Genomic DNA, 18,251 nt, shown 5'->3' with positions numbered 1-18,251 from the left:
ACTGTTTTCTTTGCACATATCAGCGAAGTCACAATTACTGCGAAACACAGTGTCCTTGCTCGACGAGAATTACAGGGTGACGGGTTGTGATGGATTATTATTTTTTGTGGTTGCTGTTGATCCTGGTCATGTCGTTTGCACTGACCCTTTACTTGCGTCATTACGCGCTGCACCGAAAACTTCTGGATGTCCCCAATTCGCGAAGTTCCCACTCAGTACCGACTCCACGTGGTGGTGGTGTGGCGTTTGTATTGACGTATCTTGTATTTCTGACACTTGCGTGGTTTTTCTCCAAGGTCGATAGTTCGACGCTTATGAGTAGCGCGGGAGCAGGGGCGCTCGTCGCAATAATTGGCTTTATCGATGACCATCGCCATATAGCTGCGCGTTGGCGCCTGATCGGACACTTCACAGCAGCCGTTTTGGTCATTGCTCCACTCGGTCCATTTCCAACGATCACGATGGCGGGTTTTGCGCTCGATATGGGCGTGATCGGGCTGGTGCTGTCTGCCGTCTATCTGGTCTGGATGCTGAATCTCTACAACTTCATGGATGGCATCGATGGAATCGCCGCAGTCGAAGCGGTGACAACCTGTCTGGGGATGGTTGTGCTGTACAGCATCACCCAGCATTTCGAACTGATCCTGGCGCCGTTGTTACTCGCCACCTGTGTTGCCGGCTTTCTGATTTTGAATTTCCCACCTGCGAAGATATTCATGGGCGATGCTGGCAGTGGCTTCCTCGGCGTTGTGTTGGCCGGACTCTCGCTTCAGGCCGCTTTCAAGCAACCCGAGTTAATCTGGCCGTGGTTGATCCTGATGGGAGTGTTTATCGTTGACGCGACATTTACTCTTTTGAGGCGTTTGCTGCGGGGCGACAAAGTGTATGAGGCTCATCGTTCGCATGCTTATCAGTTTGCCTCTCGTCAGGTGGGTAAACATCTGCCGGTTACGCTGTGCGTAGGATTGATTAATCTTTTCTGGTTGCTGCCCATTGCATTCTGCGTTGTGCGGCTTGATTTTCCGGGGCTGGCCGGCGTGCTGTTGGCTTATGTTCCGCTGGTACTGCTGGCTATTAAATATCACGCCGGTGCACTGGAAGGCGCCACTCAAGGACCATGACAATGGCGCATCCGGCTGACGGGTGCTGTATTCTTCAGGGATATTTGCCTGAGTCGTGGACTTAGTATCGAAAGTTGATGAGAACGAAAGCATTATGGATAGATTTCGGGCTTTGTTACTTGGGTTACCTCGCCGCAAGAAAAGGCTGATTCAGGTAGCCACCGATGTCGTACTCGTTTGGTTGGCGCTTTGGCTGGCCTTCATTGTGCGCCTTGGTGTCGACGATATGTACAACCCTCTCAGGGCGCATTTTTGGCTGTTCGTATCAGCGCCGCTGATCGCGATTCCGCTCTTTGTGCGTTTTGGCATGTATCGGGCAGTCATGCGCTACTTTGGCAACGATGCCTTGATCGCGATCGTCAAGGCCGTGAGCCTTTCGTCGTTGATCCTGGCCCTCGTGGTGTTCTGGTACAGCAATCACGAAGCCGTTGTCCCGCGTTCCATCATCTTCAATTATTGGTGGTTGAGCCTGGTCATCATCGGCGGTCTGCGCTTATTCATGCGTCAGTACTTTATGGGCGACTGGTTTACCGCAGCGCAGCATGTTCCTTTTGCCAATCGTGATGACGGCCTTACCAAGGTTGCGATTTACGGTGCCGGTGTCGCCGGCAATCAATTGGTGGCTGCACTACGCATGGGCCGCGTCATGCGCCCGGTCGCTTTTCTTGATGATGATGCAGGTATTGCCGAGCGTTCCATTTCGGGTCTTCAGGTCTACAAACCCAAGCATATCCAACAGATGATCGACATGACGGGTGCGCAGGAGATTCTTCTCGCGCTGCCATCGTCGACCCGTGCTCGGCGCAGGGAAATCCTCAATATGCTGGAAGGTTTTCCGCTCCATGTTCGCAGCGTACCCAATTTCACCGATTTGGCCAGTGGCCGAGTCAAGGTCGAGGATATCCAGGAGGTCGACATTGCCGACTTGCTGGGACGCGATGCCGTGCCAGCACAGCCCGATCTGCTTGAACGCTGTATCAAGGGCAAGACTGTCATGGTCACTGGGGCCGGGGGGTCGATCGGTGCCGAGTTGTGCAGGCAGATATTTTCGCTAGGCCCGACCACGCTTCTACTGTTCGAACACAGTGAGTTCAATCTTTACAGCATTCTTTCCGAGCTGGAGCCGCGTTGCACCCGTGAATCAATTTCTGTGCGCCTGCTGCCCATCCTTGGCTCCATCCGCCATCAGGACAAATTGCTTGATGTGATGAAGACCTGGAAGGTTGATACGGTTTATCACGCGGCTGCGTATAAACATGTGCCAATGGTTGAGCACAACATTGCCGAAGGCGTGCTGAACAATGTCATTGGCACGTTGAACACTGCCCAGGCCGCATTGCAGTCCGGTGTGTCGAACTTCGTACTGATCTCGACCGACAAGGCTGTTCGCCCAACCAATGTGATGGGCAGCACCAAACGACTTGCCGAGCTGACACTCCAGGCACTGAGCCGTGAGGTTGCTCCGGTCCTGTTCGGCGACAAAGCCAATGTTTCCCGGGTCAACAAGACACGTTTCACCATGGTCCGCTTCGGCAATGTATTGGGATCTTCCGGGTCAGTGATTCCACTGTTTCACAGCCAGATCAAGTCCGGCGGCCCGCTGACCGTCACACACCCGAAAATCACCCGCTATTTCATGACCATTCCCGAAGCGGCCCAACTGGTCATCCAGGCAGGTTCGATGGGGCAGGGCGGCGATGTCTTTGTGCTTGATATGGGCGAACCGGTAAAAATCGTCGAGCTGGCGGAGAAAATGATCCATTTGTCGGGACTGAGCATTCGTTCCGATCGCAATCCTCAGGGTGATATCTCAATCGAATTCACCGGTTTGCGACCCGGTGAAAAGCTCTACGAGGAGTTGTTGATCGGCGATAACGTGGCGGCCACGCCCCATCCGATGATCATGACAGCCAATGAAGACCATCTTCCCTGGGACGCACTCAAGGTCAAGCTGAACGATCTGCTCGCTGCGGTAGATAGGGACGACTATTCCCGAGTTCGTCAACTTCTGCGCGAAACCGTCAGCGGTTATACCCCCGACGGCGAAATCGTCGACTGGATTTACCAGCAGCGCCGCCTCGAACCTTGATTGTTTCACATTCTGTAATAGACGCATTTTTGACACCTGCCCTCCATGGCCTAGGTTTGTAAGAGCAGCTTGGGAAAAGCTGCTTTCTCAAACCATGTCATGGAGTGTCATTTATGCGTAACGGTTTTTTCTACTCTCTGGTTTTTGCTCTGCTTACCGGTGCTTCAGTTGCCGTAATTGCAGCGCCTGCTGTTACTTCTTCCACCGAAAACGCTACGTTAGTGACTGATGCCAAGGCGCAGTCCCCGGGTGAAAAGGTCGATCTCAATGGTGCAGATGCGGCAACTCTGCAAAAGCAATTGTCCGGGATAGGCGAGGCGAAGGCCAAAGCGATTGTTGCGTACCGTGATGCTAATGGGCCATTCGCATCGGTGGATGAGCTGCTGGAAGTAAAAGGCATCGGCAAGGCGATTCTCGATCGCAATCGCGAGAAGCTGGAAGTGAACTAAGCTGATTATTCAACGCCAAGGGGCCGGTCATTGACCGGCCTTTCTGTTTTCGGGATGCCGGAAATTCGGTGGAGGGAGGCTCGCGCGTCTGTCGGCGAGTTGAAAATTACGGGTATCATATTGTCTTGGTATTATGCCTATAATAATTTCCGTCGCCTCCAGACCTGTGTGGGTTGGAGGTTAATGTTCCCCCCTGTTTCAGGAGCACCCTCATGAATTCGGTTCAGTCTCAAGGTACCGCTGTTGTCACCGGTGCATCGTCCGGTATCGGTGCCGTTTACGCACAGCGGCTGGCGGCGCGGGGCTTTGATCTGCTGCTGGTGGCCCGTGATCAACAACGTCTGGAAAGTGCCGCGAGCCAATTGCGCGAGGCCCATGGTGTTCAGGTCGAAGTGCTCAAAGCTGATCTGACGCGAAAGGATGATCTGCTGAAACTCCAGCAGCGCCTGCGCAGTGATTCGAGCATCAGCCTGTTGGTGAACAACGCCGGTGTGGCAGCCAATGGTCTGTTGGCCGATGCTGACGCCGAGCAACTGGAGCGCCTGATTCAGTTGAACGTCACCGCCGTGACCCTGCTGGCTGCGGCGGCTGCCGCCAGTTTCACTCAAGCTGGTCGTGGCACGATCATCAACATTGCCTCGGTGGTGGCGCTGTTTCCCGAGCGTTTCAACGCGACCTACAGCGCCAGCAAAGCCTACGTGTTAAGCCTGACCCAGTCGCTCAACACCGAACTCGAAGGCACCGGCGTCAAGGTACAAGCGGTATTACCGGGCGTTACCCGCACCGAAATCTGGGAGCGCTCGGGCATCGACGCCAGTGGCATTCCGGCGGAGATGGTGATGGAGGCGGGTGAGATGGTCGATGCGGCGCTGGCCGGTCTGGATCAGGGCGAGTTGATCACCATCCCGTCGCTGCCTGACGAAGGTGAATGGCAGGCCTTTGTTCGTGCCCGGCATGTCATGGCTCCGAATCTGTCGCGCAGTTCGGCGGCTGAACGCTACAAGAACTGATCAGAGGTAACTGTGGTATGAGTCAACGTCGAATTGTTGTTACCGGCATGGGGCTGGTTTCTCCTTTGGGCAGTGATGTCGAGACTGTCTGGCAGCGCTTGCTGGCCGGGCGCTCGGGCTTGCGTAATTTGCCGGACGCGGTGAGCGCAGATCTGCCGACCCGCGTCGCCGGAATGGTGCCAACGGCGGCGGAGGACAATGAGGCCGGGTTCGATCCGGATCTTGCCACGCCACCCAAGGAACAGAAGAAGATGGATCGCTTCATCCTGTTCGCCATGGAAGCGGCACGCCAGGCCTTGCTACAGGCTGGATGGCAGCCCTCCGAGGCAAGGGATCAGGAGCGCACCGCGACGATCATCGGCTCCGGTGTTGGCGGGTTTGGTGCAATCGCCGACGCCGTACGCACCACGGACAGTCGTGGCCCGCGTCGTCTGTCGCCGTTCACCATCCCATCGTTTCTGGTCAATCTGGCGGCCGGACATGTGTCGATCCAGCACGCTTTGAAAGGCCCGCTCGGCGCACCGGTAACCGCCTGCGCCGCCGGGGTCCAGGCGATTGGCGATGCTGCTCGGATGATTCGTGCCGGTGAAGCGGATATCGCGATTTGTGGCGGGGCGGAGGCGTGCATCGATCGGGTCAGCCTGGCCGGTTTTGCAGCGGCGCGAGCACTGTCCAGCGGTTACAACGACACCCCCGAACGTGCCTCACGACCATTTGATAGTGGTCGCGATGGTTTCGTGATGGGCGAGGGCGCCGGTCTGCTGGTGATCGAATCGCTGGAGCATGCGCTGGCACGTGGAGCGCAACCTTTGGCTGAGCTGGTCGGTTACGGCACCACTGCCGACGCCTATCACCTCACAGCCGGACCGGAGGACGGCAGTGGTGCACGACGCGCGATGCAGTTGGCGCTGGTCCAGGCGGGGGTCGCGCCAGATCAGGTGCAGCATCTCAATGCACATGCCACCTCGACCCCGGTCGGCGATCTGGGTGAGTTGGCGGCGATCAAAAGCGTGTTTGGCGAGCAGAACAAAATCGCCGTCACTTCCACCAAGTCCGCTACCGGGCATTTGCTCGGCGCGGCCGGCGGGCTGGAGGCGATCTTCACGTTACTGGCCATCCGCGATCAGGTTGTGCCGCCGACGCTCAATCTGGAAAACCCTGACCCGGCAAGTGCAGGCGTGGACATCGTTCACGGCCAGGCGCGGTCGATGCCGATCGAATATGCGCTGTCCAACGGCTTCGGTTTTGGCGGGGTGAATGCCAGCGTGCTGTTCAAACGCTGGGAAGGCTAGTCCTGATCTTTCTTCAGAGCGTCACGTGTGACGTCGAGAATCCGTTGGGCCAACTGCGGATTCTCGACGCTGCGTGCGAGCACCAGTGCGCCCACCAGTGTAGCCATGATAACAATGCTGCGATCAGCGGCCGATGAGCCCTCAAGTGTGCTTTGCACTTGTTCCAGTCGGCTGTTGAGCACCGCGTCGGTGGTTGGGCTGGGCTGACCGCGCAGACCCATTTCCGAGGACATGGTCGGTAACGGGCAGCCTTCGTGCGCAGAGCTGTAGTGCCATTCGGAGAGGTAGCTGTCGATGAATGCCTCCAGCGGGCGCGCCTCGGAGAACAGCATGGCGCAATGCGCGTCCAGCTGCGCTCCAGCCTCTTGCAGGGCTTTTTCCACCAGATCGTCCTTGGACTTGAAATGTGAATAGAACCCGCCATGGGTCAGCCCTAGTGCTCTCATCAATGGCTGCAAACCGGTGGCGCCGATACCGTCTTGGCGAAATCGTGCCGAAGCCTCCTTGATGATGCGCTGATGGGTCTGGGCTTTGTGATCCTGCGAGTAACGCATTTCGACTCTCCGCGACAAGGCCACCATCTTAACCAAGGAAAATTGAATGGTGACTGTACTTCTACTTCTAAAAAGCGTGCGGATAAGTCCAAATCCATAAAAAAACAAACCCCGCCGATTCTGGCGGGGTTTTTCGTTCAGCGATCCTGCGCGTCCTTGATGTCCGCTTCGGCGTTTCGCTGCGCAACGCGTTTGCGTTCTTCGTCGGTCAGTTCAACCTTGTTGGCGGTGTCGCGCAACATCATCAATCCGCCAACGATCGAGCCGATTGCAACGACCAGAATCAACCAGGCATACCAGGGCATAACGGCTCTCCTTAATGGCAGCTCGACGGGCGAGGGTTTCGCCAGCGACGCTGCATACCACTTATGAGCGAAGTAAGTTCGCAGTGGTTCCATTCTAGGCCCGATATCCCCGCCGCACCTTAATTCCTGTAGGAGCTGCCGAAGGCTGCGATCTGTTGACTTTGCTTTTTCAAAAACAAGATCAAAAGATCGCAGCCTTCGGCAGCTCCTACATGATGTGTTATCGCCCTGTCAGCATCGCATCGGCCGGCGCATCGGCGCGTAACTGCCCGGTCAGCAGGAAGTAGCCGAAACCGACCGCCATGAAGCCAAGGAAAATCAGCCCGATCAGCGCGTTGAACCAAGCCATGGCGATCAGGCACACCACCGCCAGCACCAGTGCGATCAGCGGAATCAGCGGATAGCACGGCGCCCGGAAAGTCCGCTCGAGATTGGGTTCGGTTTTACGCAGTTTGAACAGGCTGAGCATGCTCATGATGTACATCACGATCGCGCCGAACACGGCCATGGTGATCATCGCGGCGGTGAGGGTCATGCCACCGAGGTTGATCAGGCCGTCGCTGTAAATCGCGGCGATGCCGATGAGGCCGCCGGCGATGATCGCCCGGTGTGGAGTCTGGAAGCGCGAGAGCTTCGCCAGCGACGCCGGCAGGTAACCGGCGCGGGCGAGGGCGAAGAACTGTCGCGAGTAGCCAAGAATGATCCCGTGGAAACTCGCCACCAGGCCGAACAGGCCGATCCACACCAGCATGTGCAGCCAGCCGGAGTTGTCGCCGACCACGGTTTTCATCGCCTGTGGCAACGGGTCGTTGATGTTCGCCAAGGTGCGCCAGTCACCGACACCGCCGGCGAAGAACATCACGCCCATCGCCAGCAGCACTAGCGTCAGAATGCCGCTGATGTAGGCCTTGGGAATCGTGCGCTTGGGATCCTTGGCCTCTTCGGCAGCCATTGCCGCGCCTTCGATGGCGAGGAAAAACCAGATGGCAAAGGGAATCGCGGCGAACATCCCGGCAATCGCTGGCGGCCCGAACACATCGGAGCCGGCCCAGCCGTTCAACGCAAAACTGCTGAAGCTGAACGCCGGTGCGACCACACCCATGAACACCAGCAATTCGATCACCGCCAGCACGCAGACGATCAGTTCAAACGTCGCGGCTAGTTTGACCCCGAGGATGTTTAACCCCATAAAGACGATGTAGGCGCCGACTGCCGCGTGTTTCGGGTCAAGTGCCGGAAACTGCACATTCAGATAAGCGCCAATTGCCAAAGCAATAGCCGGTGGTGCGAAAACGAATTCGATCAGCGTGGCCAGCCCGGCGATCAGCCCGCCTTTCTCACCGAATGCACGACGGCTGTAAGCGAACGGCCCGCCGGCATGGGGAATCGCCGTGGTCAGTTCGGTGAAGCTGAAGATAAAGCAGGTGTACATGGTCGCGACCATGAACGAGGTCACCAGAAAACCCAGTGTACCGGCCACGCCCCAGCCGTAACTCCAGCCGAAATACTCGCCGGAAATCACCAGCCCGACGGCGATGCCCCACAGGTGCAAGGTGCCCAGCGTGGGTTTGAGTTGTGTGTTCATGCGCTTGCTCCCGGAACGGTTTGGAAAGCTCGGGGGAGGGCGTGTGCAGTGGGCGTGCCAGTCCTGTGCATCAGGTCGCAATAGGCTGAAAGCTGTCGTTATCCAAGATGTTCATTACCGGATGGGCACATTTTCGTGCGCCAGTTGGGTGCGATGTCGTTTGTGCTGCCGTCATCGCGGGCAAGCCCGCTCCCACAGGGATTCAAGTCGTTCACAGATTCCAGTACCACCGCCAAACCGGTGGGAGCGTGGCTTGCCCGCGAAGAGGCCCGCCCACACGACGCAAAACTCTACTGTAACGCCAGCATAAACCCACTCTTTACGCTTTCTTTATGCCTCTCAGCACCCCTCGGTCTCGTTCCTTTACAGCCTCCTTTCCGACAATGCCTCCACACGCGGCAATACGCCGTAACACGGAGATCTTCCATGAGCGTTCTGGACGGGGTGTCCCTGCTGTTGGCAGCCGGGCTGTTCATTTATCTGTTGGTTGCGCTGTTGCGCGCGGACCGGAACTAGGAGCGGCTATGCACAGTTATGACTATTGGCTGATCCTCGCGTTTTTTGCGGTGGTCTTGCTGCCGGCGCCGTTCCTCGGGCGTTTTTACTACAAGGTGATGGAAGGTCAGCGCACCTGGCTGACGCCGGTTCTCGGCCCGGTCGAGCGCGGTTGCTATCGGATTGCCGGGGTGGATCCGCAGGCTGAGCAGAGCTGGCAGAAGTACACGCTGGCCTTGCTGGCGTTCAACCTTGCCGGTTTCCTGCTGCTGTTCGCGATCCTGTTGTTTCAGGATCACCTGCCGCTGAACCCGCAAAACCTGCCGGGCCAGGAATGGACTCAGGCGTTCAACACCGCGGTCAGTTTCATGACCAACACCAACTGGCAGTCCTACAGCGGTGAAGCGACCCTCAGCTACCTGAGCCAGATGGTCGGTCTCACCGTGCAGAACTTTGTCAGCGCCGCCACCGGTCTCGCCGTGCTGGTTGCGTTGTGCCGTGGCATCGGGCGCAAGTCGACCAAGACTCTGGGTAATTTCTGGGTCGACATGACCCGCGCCACCCTCTATGGCCTGCTGCCTTTGTGCCTGCTGCTGGCGCTGTACCTGGTGTGGCAGGGCGTACCGCAGACCTTCGCGCAATACGTCAATGCCGTCACCATGCAGGGCGTCGATCAAGTGATCCCGCTCGGCCCGGCGGCCAGCCAGATTGCGATCAAGCAACTGGGTACCAACGGCGGTGGCTTCTTCGGTGTCAACTCGGCGCATCCGTTCGAGAACCCGACCGCGTGGAGCAACCTGTTCGAACTCGCGTCGATCATTCTGATTCCGGTAGCGCTGGTGTTCACCTTCGGTCATTACGTGAAAGACCAGCGTCAGAGCCGCGCGATCATCGCCTGCATGCTCGCACTGTTCCTGATCGGCGGCGCGACTTCGCTGTGGGCCGAATATCAGCCTAACCCGGCGCTGAACAATGTCGCGGTCGAACAGACCGCGCCACTGGAAGGCAAGGAAGCACGCTTCGGCACCACCGCCACCGTGCTGTGGTCGGTGACCACCACGGCGGCGTCGAACGGTTCGGTCAACGGCATGCATGACAGCCTCAACCCGCTCAGCGGCATGGTCGCGCTGGTCAACATGATGGTCGGTGAAGTGATCTTCGGCGGCGTCGGTGCCGGGCTCTACGGCATGTTGCTCAACGTGCTGATCGCGGTGTTCCTCGCCGGCCTGATGATTGGCCGCACACCGGAATACCTCGGCAAGAAACTGCAGGCGCGGGAAGTGCAATTGCTGGTGGTGACACTGCTGGTCATGCCGGTGGGCGTGCTGGTACTCGGCGCCATCGCGGCTGCTCTGCCTGGCCCGGCGGCGACCATCAGTAACCCCGGCCCGCACGGTTTCAGCCAGTTGCTCTATGCCTACACCTCGGCCAGTGCGAACAACGGTTCGGCGTTCGGTGGCCTGAGTGCCAACACCCCGTTCCACAACCTGATGCTCGGTCTGGGCATGTTGATCGGTCGCTTCGGTTACATCCTGCCGGTTCTGGCCCTGGCCGGCAGCCTGGCGATGAAGAAAAGCGCACCGATCGGCCAGAACAGCTTCCCGACCCACGGCCCGCTGTTCGTGACCCTGTTGACCGTGACCATTTTGCTGGTGGGCGGCCTGACCTTCCTGCCGACTCTTGCGCTGGGGCCAATCGCCGAACACCTGAGCATGGGCTTCTAAGGAATCGATCATGAATATGCATGTTCCTGCAAAACCTGCGGTGCCGACCCAGTCGGCAGAAGCACCGAAAACCGCGATCTCGGCCCTGTGGCGTCCGGCGCTGGTGCAAGCCTTCGTCAAGCTCGACCCGCGCCAGCTGGTGCGTTCGCCAGTGATGCTGGTGGTCGAACTGACCGCGATTTTCACCACCGTGCTGTGCTTCATCCCGGACAATGTCGTGCCGACTTTCGTCGCCGCGCAGATTGCTCTGTGGCTGTGGTTCACCGTGCTGTTCGCCAACTTCGCCGAGGCCTTGGCCGAAGGTCGCGGCAAGGCCCGCGCCGACAGCCTCAAGGCTGGCAGCGAAGGCCTCAGCGCGCGGCGCAAACTGGCCAATGGCAGCTTTCAGGTGGTGCCCGCCGCCAGCCTGCGCAAGGGTGATGTGGTGCGCGTCGAAGCGGGGGAGATGATCCCCGGTGACGGCGAGGTCATCGAAGGGATCGCGGCGGTCAACGAAGCGGCGATCACCGGTGAATCGGCGCCGGTGATTCGCGAGTCCGGCGGCGACCGCTCGGCGGTCACTGGCAACACGCGCCTGGTGTCCGACTGGTTGTTGGTGAAGATCACCGCCAACCCCGGTGAATCGACCCTCGACCGCATGATCGCGTTGGTCGAAGGCGCCAAACGCCAGAAGACCCCGAACGAAGTCGCGCTGGATATCCTGCTGATCGGCCTGACCCTGATCTTCCTGCTGGTGGTGGTGACCCTGCAGCCGTTCGCCCACTTCGCCAACGGCAGCCTGCCGCTGGTGTTCCTGGTGGCGCTGCTGGTCACGCTGATTCCGACCACCATCGGTGGCTTGCTGTCGGCCATCGGTATTGCCGGGATGGATCGACTGGTACGGCTGAACGTGATCGCCAAGTCCGGGCGCGCCGTGGAAGCGGCCGGTGACGTGCACGTGCTGCTGCTGGACAAGACCGGCACCATCACCTTCGGCAACCGTCGTTGCAGCGCGGTGTATGCCGCGCCAGGCGTGAATGGTCGCGAGTTGGCCGAAGGCGCGTTGTTCGCTTCTCTGGCGGACGAAACCGCCGAAGGCAAATCGATCGTCGAGTACCTGCGCGGTCTGCACCCGCAAACCGAGCCGGCACTGGATACGTTGACGGCCGTGCCGTTCAGTGCGGAAACCCGTCTCTCCGGTGTCGATTACCAGGGCCGCGTTTATCGCAAGGGCGCTGTCGATTCGCTGCTGGCGTTCCTCGGTCAACAACGCTCCGATCTGGCTCCGGCGCTGTCGCGGGAAATCGACAAGATCGCGCAGAGCGGCGGCACGCCGTTGCTGGTCTGCGCCGACGGCAAGCTGCTCGGTGCGATCCATCTCAAGGACGTGGTCAAGCCAGGCATTCGCGAGCGTTTTGCCGAGCTGCGCAAACTGGGGATTCGCACGGTGATGGTCACCGGCGACAACCCGTTGACCGCTGCCGCGATTGCCGCTGAAGCGGGCGTGGATGACGTGCTCGCCGAAGCCACCCCGGAGAAAAAACTCGCACGTATCCGTCTCGAACAGAACGACGGTCGTCTGGTCGCCATGTGCGGCGACGGTGCCAACGATGCTCCGGCGCTGGCCCAGGCTGACGTCGGCATGGCGATGAACGACGGCACGCAAGCCGCACGCGAAGCAGCGAACATGGTCGACCTCGACAGCGACCCGACCAAGCTGCTGGACGTGGTGCAGATCGGCAAGGAATTGCTGGTGACCCGTGGTGCGCTGACAACCTTTTCCATCGCCAACGACGTGGCCAAATACTTCGCGATCCTGCCGGCGCTGTTCGCCGCGATTTATCCGCAACTGGGCGTGCTGAACATCATGCAGCTGACCAGTCCGCAGAGCGCGATCCTCTCGGCGATCGTCTTCAACGCCCTGATCATCGTGGTGCTGATTCCACTGGCACTGCGCGGTGTGCGGGTGCAAGCGGCGAGTGCCGCGGCACTGCTGCGGCGCAATCTGCTGATCTACGGACTGGGCGGGATTCTGGTGCCGTTCGTGGGGATCAAGGTGATCGACATGCTGCTCACGGCTTTGCATTTGGTTTGAGGTTGGAAGAGCCCCTCACCCTAACCCTCCCGAAACGTCGGACCGCCCGTAGGGAGAGGGGACTGACCGAGTGGTTTATCAGAGGTGCATCGACCTGAGATACCGAGCTGAACACCGGTCCTGAGACGCACAAAGATCGGCTCCCTTTCCCCCTCGCCCCCTTGGGGGAGAGGGCTGGGGTGAGGGGGAAGAGATCCCCCTGACACCTCACAAAAGTTTGCCCAACGAATTCGAGGATTTTGCAATGTCCACAATGATACGTCCGGCCCTGAGCCTGCTGGTGCTGATGACCCTGATCACCGGCGTGGCTTATCCACTGGTGGTGACCGGCGTTGCGCAGGTCGCTTTTCCTGAACAGGCCAATGGCAGCCTGGTGCACGATGCCGACGGCAAGGTGCGCGGCTCGTCGCTGATCGCCCAGGATTTCGTCGGTGATGCGTGGTTCCATCCGCGTCCTTCGGCGGGTGCCTTCGCCACCGTGTCCAGCAGCGCCAGCAATCTTGCGCCGAGCAATCCGGCGCTGGCCACCCGGGTGATCGACGACGCCCACAAGTTGCAGGTGCCCGGTCAGGGGCCGGTGCCGTTGGCGCTGCTGACCACCTCCGGCAGCGGCCTCGATCCGCACTTGCCTCCGGCAGCAATTGCCTATCAACTGGCGCGTGTCGCGCAAGCGCGCAACCTGCCGGTGTCGACCTTGCAGCAATTGCTCGATGCGCACATCGAACAGCCGCTGGTGGGGCCACCGGTGGTCAACGTGCTGGAGCTGAACATGGCGCTGGAAAAGCTGTAGATCAAAAAATCGCAGCCTTCGGCAGCTCCTACACTGGATCGACCTGTAGGAGCTGCCGCAGGCTGCGATCTTTTGACGGTTCACCCTCATTTCAAACCGAACAAGGCAATCCCCGATGAGCGACTCCGGCCGCGCCGACGCACTGTTAGCAGACCTGCCCCGCGACGGCCGTGGCCGGCTGAAGATTTTCCTCGGCGCCGCCCCCGGGGTCGGCAAGACCTACGCCATGCTCCAGGCCGCGCACACGCAACTGCGTCAGGGCGTGAAAATCATTGCCGGCGTCGTCGAAACCCACGGTCGCGCGGAAACCGAAGCGTTGCTCGGCGGTTTACCGCAGCAGCCATTGGTGCGTTCGGAATACCGTGGCGTGATGCTCGAAGAAATGGACCTCGACGGCCTGCTCGCCGCCAGACCCAAGCTGGTGCTGGTCGATGAGCTGGCGCACACCAACGCCCCCGGCAGTCGTCATGCCAAGCGCTGGCAGGATATTCAGGAGCTGCTCGCCGCCGGCATCGACGTGTACACCACGGTCAACGTCCAGCACCTGGAAAGCCTCAACGATCAGGTGCGCGGCATCACCGGCGTGCAAGTGCGCGAAACCCTGCCGGACTGGGTGCTGCAGGAAGCCTACGAACTGCTGCTGATCGACCTGCCGCCGCGTGAGTTGCTGGAGCGTCTGCGTGAAGGCAAGGTCTACGTGCCGGAACAGGCGCGGGCGGCGATCGATGCGTTTTTCACCCAGACCAACCTCACCGCGCTGCGCGAACTGGCGATGCAAACGGCGGCGGCGCAGGTCGACAACGATCTCGCTCAAGGCTATCGCCAACTCGGTCAGGCGGCTCCGGCGGTGCGCGGGCGTTTGCTGGTCGGCGTCGATGGCGATGCGCATGCCGAACGCCTGGTGCGCCACGCCAGTCGCGTGGCCCAGCGTCGCCATTTGCCGTGGAGTCTGGTGCATGTCGACAACGGCACGGTGCGCGATGAACAGTCGCGCCTGCGCCTGCAAAATGCCCAGCAACTGGCCGAACGCCTCGGCGGCGAAGTGGTGTTGTTGCGCGCCGGCGAAGTGGCGAAAACCCTGATCCAGCATGCTGCCGAACGTCGTGCGAGTCTGCTGCTGGTCGGCCAGTCGCGGCCGAGTCTGCGCCGTCGCCTGTTCGGTGGCGGGCTTGCCGCACGGTTGCTGCGTCAGGCTCACAGTCTGGAAATCAACGTCCTCGACAACGACCATGAACACCCGCAGCCGCGTCTGCGGATGACGCCGACGCTGGTATGGTTCGACTATCTGTTGGCGCTGCTTGCCACGTTGTTGGCCAGTGCGTTGGCGTGGGCGGTGTCGAGTATTTTGCCGCTGCCGAACATCTCGCTGGTGTTCCTCGCGGCAGTGTTGCTGGTGGCGGTGCGCAGCAGTTTGGGCCCGGCGCTGGCCTGTGCGGCGCTGTCGTTTCTGACCTACGACTTCCTGTTCATTCCGCCGAATTTTTCCTTCGCCATCCAGCGCGAAGAAGACGTTCTGACCTTGCTGTTCTTCCTGCTGATGGCGGCGCTCACTGGCAATCTCGCCGCACGCCAGCGCCGTCAGTTACAGGCGTTGCGCGACACCCAGGAAGAGACCACGGAGCTGCTTGATCTGTCGCGCAAACTGACTGCGGCGACGGATCGCCAAGCGGTGGTCAGCGCCGCCGCGCAGCACCTCAACGGCTGGAGCGATCTGCAATTGTGCCTGCTCAACCGCGACGGCCAGGGCGGCTGGAAAGTCGAGACTGGCGGGCCGCTGGAGTTCACCGAATCGGAACGCGCCGCCGCCGACTGGGCCTGGCAACACGATCAACCGGCCGGCATGGGCACCGGCACGCTGCCGTTCGGTCGCTGGTGGTGGTGGCCGCTGTCGGTGGAGGACGGGCCGCTGGCGCTGCTCGGGGTCTGCGCCAAAGAGGGCCAGACCTTGAGCGGTCAGCGTCGGCGCCTGCTCACCGCGTTAAGCCAGCCACTGGCTCAGGCATTGGCCCGGGCGCAACTGGCGGACGATCTGGAAGCTGCGCGCCTGCACGGTGAAACCGAGCAATTGCGCAGTGCGCTGCTGGCCTCGGTATCGCATGATTTGCGCACACCGCTGACCGCCATGCGCGGCAGCATCGACAGCCTGCTGGCCCTGGGAGAAGCGATTCCGCTGGAGGATCGCCGCGAGTTGCTCGAGGGCACCCGCGACGAGGCCGAACGCCTCGATCGCTACATTCAGAACCTGCTGGACATGACCCGCCTCGGCCATGGTGCATTGAAGCTCGCGCGCGACTGGGTAGCGCCGGCGGACATCGTTGGCAGCTCGCTCAATCGCCTGCGCGCGGTGCTGGCGCCGTTGCAGGTCAGCACCGATGTGCCGGCCGAGCTGCCGCTGCTGTTCGTGCATGCGGCGCTGATCGAGCAGGCGCTGGTCAATGTGCTGGAAAACGCCGCACGCTTCTCGCCGCCACACGGTCGTTTGGAGTTGAGTGCCGGCGCCGATGACGAGGAGATTTTCTTCACGGTCAGCGATGAAGGGCCGGGGATTCCCGAGGACGAACGGGCGAAGATTTTCGACATGTTCTACACCGCCGCCCGCGGTGATCGCGGCGGGCAGGGCACGGGGCTGGGGCTGGCGATCTGTCAGGGCATGGTCGGCGCGCATGGCGGACGCATCAGCGTCGCCGACGGCATCGACGGGCGCGGCACCAGCATCACCCTGCACCTGCCATTGCAGGCGCAACCGGGGATGGACAATGAAGCCTGAGCCCGGCTGCGCTACTCTCTTGCCAATCTTTTGTGTTGATGTGAATTCATGAGCCAGACCGCGACCATTTTGGTCATCGATGACGAACCGCAGATCCGCAAATTCCTGCGCATCAGCCTCGCCTCACAAGGCTACAAAGTGCTGGAGGCCGGCACCGGTGCCGAGGGCCTGGCCCAGGCGGCGCTGAACAAACCCGACTTGCTGGTGCTCGACCTCGGCCTGCCGGACATGGACGGCCAGCAGGTGCTGCGCGAGTTTCGCGAGTGGGCCACCGCGCCGGTGCTGGTGCTGTCGGTGCGGGCCAGCGAAGGGCAGAAAGTCCAGGCGCTGGATGGCGGTGCCAACGACTACGTGACCAAGCCGTTCGGCATTCAGGAGTTTCTCGCCCGGGTCCGCGCGTTGTTGCGCCAGGCACCGGCCGGCGAGGCCCAGCAAGCGGCGCTGACGTTCGGCCCGTTGACCGTGGATCTGGCCTATCGGCGGGTGCTGCTCGACGGCGCCGAAGTGGCGCTGACCCGCAAGGAATACGCGGTCCTGGCGCAACTGGCGCGGCACCCGGGGCGGGTGATCACCCAGCAGCAATTGCTCAAGGATATCTGGGGGCCGACACACACCGAGGACAGTCATTACTTGCGGATTGTTGTTGGGCATTTGCGTCAGAAGCTGGCGGATGATCCGACGCGGCCGCGGTTTATTGTGACGGAGGCAGGGGTTGGGTATCGACTGATCAGTGATAACACTCTCTAGTCATGCGTTGACCAAACGGGTGCCATCGCTGGCAAGCCAGCTCCCACAGATTTCTCGGGTGTGATGGAAAACTGTGTATCGCAGAAACCCTGTGGGAGCTGGCTTGCCAGCGATGAGGTCCTGACAGGCAGCCGAGAACTTAGGGCTCTCTACTCTGCTCACTCTCATACCGATCCAGCGTATCCCGCGCAATCTCCCGTCCCAGCGCGATCAGTTCCGGCGCCTTGTAGAACTCGAAAAACCGGCACACGCGCTTCGGCACGTTGATCAGAATGTCCGGTGGATAACCGGCGATCTTGTATTGCGCCAGCGAGGTCTGCATCACCTCGAAACTCTGGTTGATCAGGTCCAGCAGTGACGCCGGCCCGACGTTGTCGATGATGAACGAACCGGTGGCGGATTTCGGTGCGCCTTCGCGCTCGGGTGCCGCTGCCGGTTGCTGACTTTCCGGTTCGCTGCCTTCCAGCCATGGGTTGATGTCTGCCGCCTCGGCGCGCAAGGCCTCCTGTTCGAGCAACAGCAATTGCTCGGCCTGTTTGCGGCGGAACGGCATCTTCGAACCCAGCGAACTGAGCAAACTGTCGAAGCGCGAACGAAATGCGGGCGGGCGCTGGATCACCGGCAATTTGTAGTGGCGCTGGTTGGTCGCGTTGAGGTTGACGGCGATGATCAGGTCGCAGTGGCTGGAGACCACCGGGACGATCGGCAACGGGTTGAGAATGCCGCCGTCCACCAGCATCCGGTTGCCCTGCATCACCGGGGTAAACAGGCTGGGAATCGCCGCCGAGGCGCGCATCGCCTGATGCAGACAGCCTTCCTGAAACCAGATTTCCTGCTGGTTGGTCAGATCGGCGGCGACCGCGGTGTAGGGGATGCGCAGGTCTTCGATGTTGATCTCGCCGACGATCTTGCGGATCTGCCCGAAGACCTTTTCGCCACGAATCGCCCCGAGGCGAAAACTCACGTCCACCAGCCGCAGCACATCCAGATAATCGAGGGATTCGATCCAGGCGCGGTACTCGTCGAGTTTGCCCGCCGCATAGATCCCGCCGACCACCGCGCCCATCGAGCAACCGGCAATGCAGGCGATGTCGTAACCGCGTCTTTCGATTTCCTCGATGACCCCGATATGGGCATAGCCCCGGGCGCCACCGGAACCCAGTACCAGCGCGACACGCTTTTTCATCCAGCTTCCTCCCCGACAAGCTTGCACAATGCACCCATCCGGGGGCAGGCGACAATCGTCAGG

15 protein-coding genes are annotated in these 18,251 nt (G+C 60.5%); 11 read left to right on the top strand and 4 right to left on the bottom strand.

The window, feature by feature from the left end:
• Positions 1 to 89: 89 nt before the first annotated feature.
• The 5 genes from ABV589_RS06395 (at position 90) to fabF (ending at position 5,961) form a co-directional block, all read left to right on the top strand.
• Positions 90 to 1,121, top strand: a complete 1,032-nt coding sequence (locus tag ABV589_RS06395; RefSeq protein ID WP_367085299.1) for a glycosyltransferase family 4 protein — start codon at positions 90 to 92, stop codon at positions 1,119 to 1,121.
• A gap of 91 nt (positions 1,122 to 1,212) precedes the next feature.
• Positions 1,213 to 3,210, top strand: coding sequence for a nucleoside-diphosphate sugar epimerase/dehydratase (locus tag ABV589_RS06390; protein WP_177327376.1), 1,998 nt, complete (start codon positions 1,213 to 1,215; stop codon positions 3,208 to 3,210).
• A 113-nt stretch (positions 3,211 to 3,323) separates the two neighbouring features.
• Positions 3,324 to 3,659, top strand: a complete 336-nt coding sequence (locus tag ABV589_RS06385; RefSeq protein WP_367085298.1) for a helix-hairpin-helix domain-containing protein — start codon at positions 3,324 to 3,326, stop codon at positions 3,657 to 3,659.
• Positions 3,660 to 3,871: 212 nt separating this feature from the next.
• Positions 3,872 to 4,669, top strand: coding sequence for an SDR family oxidoreductase (locus ABV589_RS06380; protein WP_367085297.1), 798 nt, complete (start codon positions 3,872 to 3,874; stop codon positions 4,667 to 4,669).
• A 17-nt stretch (positions 4,670 to 4,686) separates the two neighbouring features.
• Positions 4,687 to 5,961, top strand: a complete 1,275-nt coding sequence (fabF, locus tag ABV589_RS06375; protein ID WP_367085296.1) for a beta-ketoacyl-ACP synthase II — start codon at positions 4,687 to 4,689, stop codon at positions 5,959 to 5,961.
• Here fabF and ABV589_RS06370 read toward each other — a convergent pair.
• The 3 genes from ABV589_RS06370 to eat all read right to left on the bottom strand — a co-directional run bounded on the left by ABV589_RS06370 (position 5,958) and on the right by eat (position 8,405).
• Entirely contained in the window at positions 5,958 to 6,515 is a 558-nt protein-coding gene (locus ABV589_RS06370; protein WP_367085295.1) for a TetR/AcrR family transcriptional regulator, read from the bottom strand. The two genes, fabF and ABV589_RS06370, sit on opposite strands and share 4 nt — an antisense overlap.
• A gap of 137 nt (positions 6,516 to 6,652) precedes the next feature.
• On the bottom strand, positions 6,653 to 6,820 hold the full coding sequence (locus ABV589_RS06365) for a DUF2897 family protein (RefSeq protein WP_003226857.1): 168 nt from the start codon (positions 6,818 to 6,820) through the stop codon (positions 6,653 to 6,655).
• Positions 6,821 to 7,040: 220 nt separating this feature from the next.
• Entirely contained in the window at positions 7,041 to 8,405 is a 1,365-nt protein-coding gene (gene eat / locus ABV589_RS06360) for an ethanolamine permease (RefSeq protein ID WP_367085294.1), read from the bottom strand.
• Positions 8,406 to 8,831: 426 nt separating this feature from the next.
• On the opposite strand from eat, the gene kdpF reads away from it, so the two are divergent.
• The 6 genes from kdpF (at position 8,832) to ABV589_RS06330 (ending at position 17,002) form a co-directional block, all read left to right on the top strand.
• Positions 8,832 to 8,921 carry a K(+)-transporting ATPase subunit F gene (kdpF, locus tag ABV589_RS06355; RefSeq protein WP_007963673.1) on the top strand — a complete coding sequence of 30 codons (90 nt, stop codon included), beginning with the start codon at positions 8,832 to 8,834 and terminating at the stop codon, positions 8,919 to 8,921.
• 8 nt (positions 8,922 to 8,929) lie between these two features.
• Entirely contained in the window at positions 8,930 to 10,624 is a 1,695-nt protein-coding gene (gene kdpA, locus ABV589_RS06350; RefSeq protein WP_367085293.1) for a potassium-transporting ATPase subunit KdpA, read from the top strand.
• A gap of 10 nt (positions 10,625 to 10,634) precedes the next feature.
• A complete protein-coding gene (gene kdpB / locus ABV589_RS06345; protein WP_367085292.1) occupies positions 10,635 to 12,698 on the top strand; it encodes a potassium-transporting ATPase subunit KdpB in 2,064 nt (687 codons plus the stop codon).
• 244 nt (positions 12,699 to 12,942) lie between these two features.
• Positions 12,943 to 13,488 carry a potassium-transporting ATPase subunit KdpC gene (kdpC, locus tag ABV589_RS06340; RefSeq protein ID WP_329696219.1) on the top strand — a complete coding sequence of 182 codons (546 nt, stop codon included), beginning with the start codon at positions 12,943 to 12,945 and terminating at the stop codon, positions 13,486 to 13,488.
• A gap of 115 nt (positions 13,489 to 13,603) precedes the next feature.
• Positions 13,604 to 16,255 carry a sensor histidine kinase KdpD gene (locus ABV589_RS06335; protein ID WP_367085291.1) on the top strand — a complete coding sequence of 884 codons (2,652 nt, stop codon included), beginning with the start codon at positions 13,604 to 13,606 and terminating at the stop codon, positions 16,253 to 16,255.
• Positions 16,256 to 16,303: 48 nt separating this feature from the next.
• On the top strand, positions 16,304 to 17,002 hold the full coding sequence (locus tag ABV589_RS06330; RefSeq protein WP_115989197.1) for a response regulator: 699 nt from the start codon (positions 16,304 to 16,306) through the stop codon (positions 17,000 to 17,002).
• A gap of 139 nt (positions 17,003 to 17,141) precedes the next feature.
• Here ABV589_RS06330 and ABV589_RS06325 read toward each other — a convergent pair whose 3' ends face one another.
• Entirely contained in the window at positions 17,142 to 18,188 is a 1,047-nt protein-coding gene (locus ABV589_RS06325) for a patatin-like phospholipase family protein (protein ID WP_108592473.1), read from the bottom strand.
• Between the last annotated feature and the right edge of the window lie 63 nt (positions 18,189 to 18,251).

It is taken from the genome of Pseudomonas sp. HOU2, assembly GCF_040729435.1.
Taxonomy (GTDB): Bacteria; Pseudomonadota; Gammaproteobacteria; order Pseudomonadales; family Pseudomonadaceae; genus Aquipseudomonas.
The sequence above is the reverse complement of the archived record's forward strand: the minus strand, read 5'-3'. Positions and strand labels throughout refer to the sequence as shown.

What these genes read in the sequence shown, in the direction of transcription:
- ABV589_RS06395 (WP_367085299.1), top strand. Translation starts at nt 90, where the DNA reads ATGGATTATTATTTTTTGTGGTTGCTGTTGATCCTGGTCATGTCGTTT.
- fabF (WP_367085296.1), top strand. Translation starts at nt 4,687, where the DNA reads ATGAGTCAACGTCGAATTGTTGTTACCGGCATGGGGCTGGTTTCTCCT.
- eat (WP_367085294.1), bottom strand. Translation starts at nt 8,405, where the DNA reads ATGAACACACAACTCAAACCCACGCTGGGCACCTTGCACCTGTGGGGC.
- ABV589_RS06380 (WP_367085297.1), top strand. Translation starts at nt 3,872, where the DNA reads ATGAATTCGGTTCAGTCTCAAGGTACCGCTGTTGTCACCGGTGCATCG.
- ABV589_RS06330 (WP_115989197.1), top strand. Translation starts at nt 16,304, where the DNA reads ATGAGCCAGACCGCGACCATTTTGGTCATCGATGACGAACCGCAGATC.
- ABV589_RS06325 (WP_108592473.1), bottom strand. Translation starts at nt 18,188, where the DNA reads ATGAAAAAGCGTGTCGCGCTGGTACTGGGTTCCGGTGGCGCCCGGGGC.
- ABV589_RS06335 (WP_367085291.1), top strand. Translation starts at nt 13,604, where the DNA reads ATGAGCGACTCCGGCCGCGCCGACGCACTGTTAGCAGACCTGCCCCGC.
- kdpA (WP_367085293.1), top strand. Translation starts at nt 8,930, where the DNA reads ATGCACAGTTATGACTATTGGCTGATCCTCGCGTTTTTTGCGGTGGTC.
- ABV589_RS06365 (WP_003226857.1), bottom strand. Translation starts at nt 6,820, where the DNA reads ATGCCCTGGTATGCCTGGTTGATTCTGGTCGTTGCAATCGGCTCGATC.
- kdpC (WP_329696219.1), top strand. Translation starts at nt 12,943, where the DNA reads ATGTCCACAATGATACGTCCGGCCCTGAGCCTGCTGGTGCTGATGACC.
- kdpF (WP_007963673.1), top strand. Translation starts at nt 8,832, where the DNA reads ATGAGCGTTCTGGACGGGGTGTCCCTGCTGTTGGCAGCCGGGCTGTTC.
- kdpB (WP_367085292.1), top strand. Translation starts at nt 10,635, where the DNA reads ATGAATATGCATGTTCCTGCAAAACCTGCGGTGCCGACCCAGTCGGCA.
- ABV589_RS06370 (WP_367085295.1), bottom strand. Translation starts at nt 6,515, where the DNA reads ATGCGTTACTCGCAGGATCACAAAGCCCAGACCCATCAGCGCATCATC.
- ABV589_RS06385 (WP_367085298.1), top strand. Translation starts at nt 3,324, where the DNA reads ATGCGTAACGGTTTTTTCTACTCTCTGGTTTTTGCTCTGCTTACCGGT.